This window comes from Trinickia sp. Z7 (assembly GCF_056498045.1).
The window spans coordinates 1-5,554 of sequence record NZ_JAUEQW010000031.1; the positions used below are offsets into that span (position 1 = coordinate 1).

Below are 5,554 nucleotides of genomic sequence, written 5' to 3' on the forward strand. Positions count from 1 at the left end.
CGGGGGTTTGGAGGCAGAAGGAGCCTGACGATTACCTACTTTCACACGGGAATCCGCACTATCATCGGCGTGGAGTCGTTTCACGGTCCTGTTCGGGATGGGAAGGGGTGGTACCAACTCGCTATGGTCATCAGGCATGACTTGTTGCTGCGGCGCGGGTGGGCGCACAGCCAATCTGGGAAGAAGTATTGAGCGGTGTGCTCGAGGTAATGGGGTGGTGATTGCGGCACTGATTGGCGCGAGGATCAAACCTGTTGCGTGGTTCGCGCACCCCCTTCGGGGGCAGGGCCTCAGGTAAGCGCTAAAGCGCTAACTGCGGCCGCGAGACGCTCCGGTTATAGGATCAAGCCGTACGGGCAATTAGTATCGGTTAGCTCAATGCATTACTGCATGTACACACCCGACCTATCAACGTCCTGGTCTTGAACGACCCTTCAAGGGGCTCGAAGCCCCGGGGATATCTCATCTTAAGGCGAGTTTCCCGCTTAGATGCTTTCAGCGGTTATCTCTTCCGAACATAGCTACCCGGCGATGCCACTGGCGTGACAACCGGTACACCAGAGGTTCGTCCACTCCGGTCCTCTCGTACTAGGAGCAGCCCCCTTCAAATATCCAACGCCCACGGCAGATAGGGACCAAACTGTCTCACGACGTTTTAAACCCAGCTCACGTACCTCTTTAAATGGCGAACAGCCATACCCTTGGGACCGGCTACAGCCCCAGGATGAGATGAGCCGACATCGAGGTGCCAAACACCGCCGTCGATATGAACTCTTGGGCGGTATCAGCCTGTTATCCCCAGAGTACCTTTTATCCGTTGAGCGATGGCCCTTCCATACAGAACCACCGGATCACTATGACCTGCTTTCGCACCTGCTCGACTTGTCGGTCTCGCAGTTAAGCACGCTTATGCCATTGCACTATCAGCACGATTTCCGACCGTACCTAGCGTACCTTCGTACTCCTCCGTTACGCTTTGGGAGGAGACCGCCCCAGTCAAACTGCCTACCATGCACTGTCCCCGACCCGGATCACGGGCCAAGGTTAGAACCTCAAACAAACCAGGGTGGTATTTCAAGGACGGCTCCACGCAAACTAGCGTTCACGCTTCATAGCCTCCCACCTATCCTACACAGATCGGTTCAAAGTCCAATGCAAAGCTACAGTAAAGGTTCATGGGGTCTTTCCGTCTAGCCGCGGGGAGATTGCATCATCACAAACACTTCAACTTCGCTGAGTCTCGGGAGGAGACAGTGTGGCCATCGTTACGCCATTCGTGCAGGTCGGAACTTACCCGACAAGGAATTTCGCTACCTTAGGACCGTTATAGTTACGGCCGCCGTTTACCGGGACTTCAATCAAGAGCTTGCACCCCATCATTTAATCTTCCGGCACCGGGCAGGCGTCACACCCTATACGTCCACTTTCGTGTTTGCAGAGTGCTGTGTTTTTATTAAACAGTCGCAGCCACCAGTTTATTGCAACCCTTTCACCCTCCTGGCGCAGGCCAGTCAAGCTACAAGGGCGTACCTTATCCCGAAGTTACGGTACCAATTTGCCGAGTTCCTTCTCCCGAGTTCTCTCAAGCGCCTTAGAATACTCATCTCGCCCACCTGTGTCGGTTTGCGGTACGGTCATCGTTAGACTGAAGCTTAGAGGCTTTTCTTGGAACCACTTCCGATTGCTTCGCAGCACTAGGCCGCTCGCGCCACACCCTTGAATTACGCGCCCGGATTTGCCTAAGCGCCTTCTCCAATGCAGCGACCGGGACGTCCAACACCCGGACAACCTTCCGCGATCCGTCCCCCCATCGCATCTAACAATGGTGCAGGAATATTGACCTGCTTCCCATCAGCTACGCATTTCTGCCTCGCCTTAGGGGCCGACTCACCCTACGCCGATGAACGTTGCGTAGGAAACCTTGGGCTTACGGCGAGGGGGCCTTTCACCCCCTTTATCGCTACTCATGTCAGCATTCGCACTTCTGATACCTCCAGCATCCCTTCCGAGACACCTTCGCAGGCTTACAGAACGCTCTCCTACCATGCATGCTTACGCACGCATCCGCAGCTTCGGTATATGGCTTAGCCCCGTTACATCTTCCGCGCAGGACGACTCGATCAGTGAGCTATTACGCTTTCTTTAAAGGGTGGCTGCTTCTAAGCCAACCTCCTGACTGTTTTAGCCTTCCCACTTCGTTTCCCACTTAGCCATATTTGGGGACCTTAGCTGGCGGTCTGGGTTGTTTCCCTCTTGACACCGGACGTTAGCACCCGATGTCTGTCTCCCGTGATTGCACTCTTCGGTATTCGGAGTTTGCTATGGCGAAGTAATCCGCAATGGACCCTTCAACCATGACAGTGCTCTACCCCCGAAGGTGATACACGAGGCACTACCTAAATAGTTTTCGGAGAGAACCAGCTATTTCCAGATTTGTTTAGCCTTTCACCCCTATCCACAGCTCATCCCCTAACTTTTCAACGTTAGTGGGTTCGGTCCTCCAGTACGTGTTACCGCACCTTCAACCTGGCCATGGATAGATCATCTGGTTTCGGGTCTACGCCCAGCAACTGAACGCCCTATTCGGACTCGCTTTCGCTACGCCTGCCCTAATCGGTTAAGCTTGCTACTGAACGTAAGTCGCTGACCCATTATACAAAAGGTACGCCGTCACCCCTTACGAGGCTCCGACTGTTTGTATGCATGCGGTTTCAGGATCTATTTCACTCCCCTCCCGGGGTTCTTTTCGCCTTTCCCTCACGGTACTGGTTCACTATCGGTCGATCACGAGTATTTAGCCTTGGAGGATGGTCCCCCCATCTTCAGACAGGATTTCACGTGTCCCGCCCTACTTATCGTACGCCTAGTCCTTCCACACTGTTTTCGCTTACAGGGCTATCACCTGCTATGGCCGCACTTTCCAGAGCGTTCAGCTAACAACACAGATAACACGTACAGGCTCTTCCCATTTCGCTCGCCACTACTTTGGGAATCTCGGTTGATTTCTTTTCCTGCGGCTACTTAGATGTTTCAGTTCGCCGCGTTCGCTTCTCATAGCCTATGTATTCAGCTATGGATACTCCATACGGAGTGGGTTTCCCCATTCGGACATCCCCGGATCAAAGCTCGTTTGCCAGCTCCCCGGGGCTTTTCGCAGGCTACCGCGTCCTTCATCGCCTGTGATCGCCAAGGCATCCACCACATGCACTTGTTCGCTTGACCCTATAACGAGAGCGTCTCTTGCAGCCTCCAAGGAGGCCCGACACTCGCACTACAGGTTTGAGTTCTCGCGTTGTGCCGTATTCCAAGTGACGTTAAGATCACTTAAATACATTGATACAATCACTACCCATTGATATCTTCCACGCTCTCATCAAGCGCTTCCAATATCCATTACTACTTCTTCCAGATTGTTAAAGATCGACAGCCGACTCGTCACTTCAGTCGCTCTGACTGGCTCAATCGCCAATGCTAAATACTCACCACTGAGTACTTGGCATTAGGGATTGGTGGAGGCAGACGGGATCGAACCGACGACCCCCTGCTTGCAAAGCAGGTGCTCTCCCAGCTGAGCTATGCCCCCAGGCACAGACTTGCGCGACTCCAGGGTTGCTCGCTCACACCGCAGACAATGGTGGGTCTGGTTGGATTCGAACCAACGACCCCCGCCTTATCAAGACGGTGCTCTAACCGACTGAGCTACAGACCCCTGAGTCTGTCTTGATCTACAGTCGATAAGCGTGAGCGCTCAACGTTGAACACGTGAGCTCGAGAAAGGAGGTGATCCAGCCGCACCTTCCGATACGGCTACCTTGTTACGACTTCACCCCAGTCATGAATCCTACCGTGGTGACCGTCCTCCTTGCGGTTAGACTAGCCACTTCTGGTAAAACCCACTCCCATGGTGTGACGGGCGGTGTGTACAAGACCCGGGAACGTATTCACCGCGGCATGCTGATCCGCGATTACTAGCGATTCCAGCTTCATGCACTCGAGTTGCAGAGTGCAATCCGGACTACGATCGGTTTTCTGGGATTAGCTCCCCCTCGCGGGTTGGCAACCCTCTGTTCCGACCATTGTATGACGTGTGAAGCCCTACCCATAAGGGCCATGAGGACTTGACGTCATCCCCACCTTCCTCCGGTTTGTCACCGGCAGTCTCCTTAGAGTGCCCTTGCGTAGCAACTAAGGACAAGGGTTGCGCTCGTTGCGGGACTTAACCCAACATCTCACGACACGAGCTGACGACAGCCATGCAGCACCTGTGCGACGGTTCTCTTTCGAGCACAGCCACCTCTCAGCGGCCTTCCGTCCATGTCAAGGGTAGGTAAGGTTTTTCGCGTTGCATCGAATTAATCCACATCATCCACCGCTTGTGCGGGTCCCCGTCAATTCCTTTGAGTTTTAATCTTGCGACCGTACTCCCCAGGCGGTCAACTTCACGCGTTAGCTACGTTACTAAGGAAATGAATCCCCAACAACTAGTTGACATCGTTTAGGGCGTGGACTACCAGGGTATCTAATCCTGTTTGCTCCCCACGCTTTCGTGCATGAGCGTCAGTGTTGGCCCAGGGGGCTGCCTTCGCCATCGGTATTCCTCCACATCTCTACGCATTTCACTGCTACACGTGGAATTCTACCCCCCTCTGCCACACTCTAGCCTGCCAGTCACCAATGCAGTTCCCAGGTTAAGCCCGGGGATTTCACATCGGTCTTAGCAAACCGCCTGCGCACGCTTTACGCCCAGTAATTCCGATTAACGCTCGCACCCTACGTATTACCGCGGCTGCTGGCACGTAGTTAGCCGGTGCTTATTCTTCCGGTACCGTCATCCCCCCGAGGTATTAACCCAGAGGATTTCTTTCCGGACAAAAGTGCTTTACAACCCGAAGGCCTTCTTCACACACGCGGCATTGCTGGATCAGGGTTGCCCCCATTGTCCAAAATTCCCCACTGCTGCCTCCCGTAGGAGTCTGGGCCGTGTCTCAGTCCCAGTGTGGCTGGTCGTCCTCTCAGACCAGCTACGGATCGTCGCCTTGGTAGGCCTTTACCCTACCAACTAGCTAATCCGCCATCGGCCGCCCCTTGAGCGCGAGGTCCGAAGATCCCCCGCTTTCCTCCTCAGAGCGTATGCGGTATTAATCCGGCTTTCGCCGGGCTATCCCCCACTCCAGGACACGTTCCGATGTATTACTCACCCGTTCGCCACTCGCCACCAGGGTTGCCCCCGTGCTGCCGTTCGACTTGCATGTGTAAGGCATGCCGCCAGCGTTCAATCTGAGCCAGGATCAAACTCTTCAGTTCAATACCTGTTACTGTTTTCGATTCAATTAAGAATCGGTCGCTCACTCAACGTACTGACAGTTCGAATCCGTCTTTCGACGAACCCTAACCTTCCTCAATACTGTGTGAGACTTGATACTTTCGCTTATCGGCCAGATCCGAAGACCCAACCTCGCGTTCGCCATCAAGCGCCCACACTTATCGACTGTAAATTTTTAAAGATCGCGTCGCTCAACCAACCAGCACCGAAAGAAGCCTTTCTAGCACCGCC

General features: G+C 54.1%; 2 tRNA genes and 3 rRNA genes. All 5 read right to left on the bottom strand.

Annotated elements, in window-relative coordinates:
• Window positions 1-22: 22 nt before the first annotated feature.
• The 5 genes from rrf to QQS38_RS25720 all read right to left on the bottom strand — a co-directional run bounded on the left by rrf (window position 23) and on the right by QQS38_RS25720 (window position 5,304).
• A 5S ribosomal RNA gene (rrf, locus tag QQS38_RS25700) occupies window positions 23-135 on the bottom strand.
• Window positions 136-339: 204 nt separating this feature from the next.
• A 23S ribosomal RNA gene (locus tag QQS38_RS25705) occupies window positions 340-3,222 on the bottom strand.
• A 285-nt stretch (window positions 3,223-3,507) separates the two neighbouring features.
• Window positions 3,508-3,583 (bottom strand) — tRNA-Ala (locus tag QQS38_RS25710).
• A 49-nt stretch (window positions 3,584-3,632) separates the two neighbouring features.
• Window positions 3,633-3,709 (bottom strand) — tRNA-Ile (locus QQS38_RS25715).
• Between the two features lie 64 nt (window positions 3,710-3,773).
• Window positions 3,774-5,304, bottom strand: a 16S ribosomal RNA gene (locus tag QQS38_RS25720).
• The 16S, 23S and 5S rRNA genes sit together here with 2 tRNA genes alongside, the layout of an rRNA operon.
• Window positions 5,305-5,554: the final 250 nt, after the last annotated feature.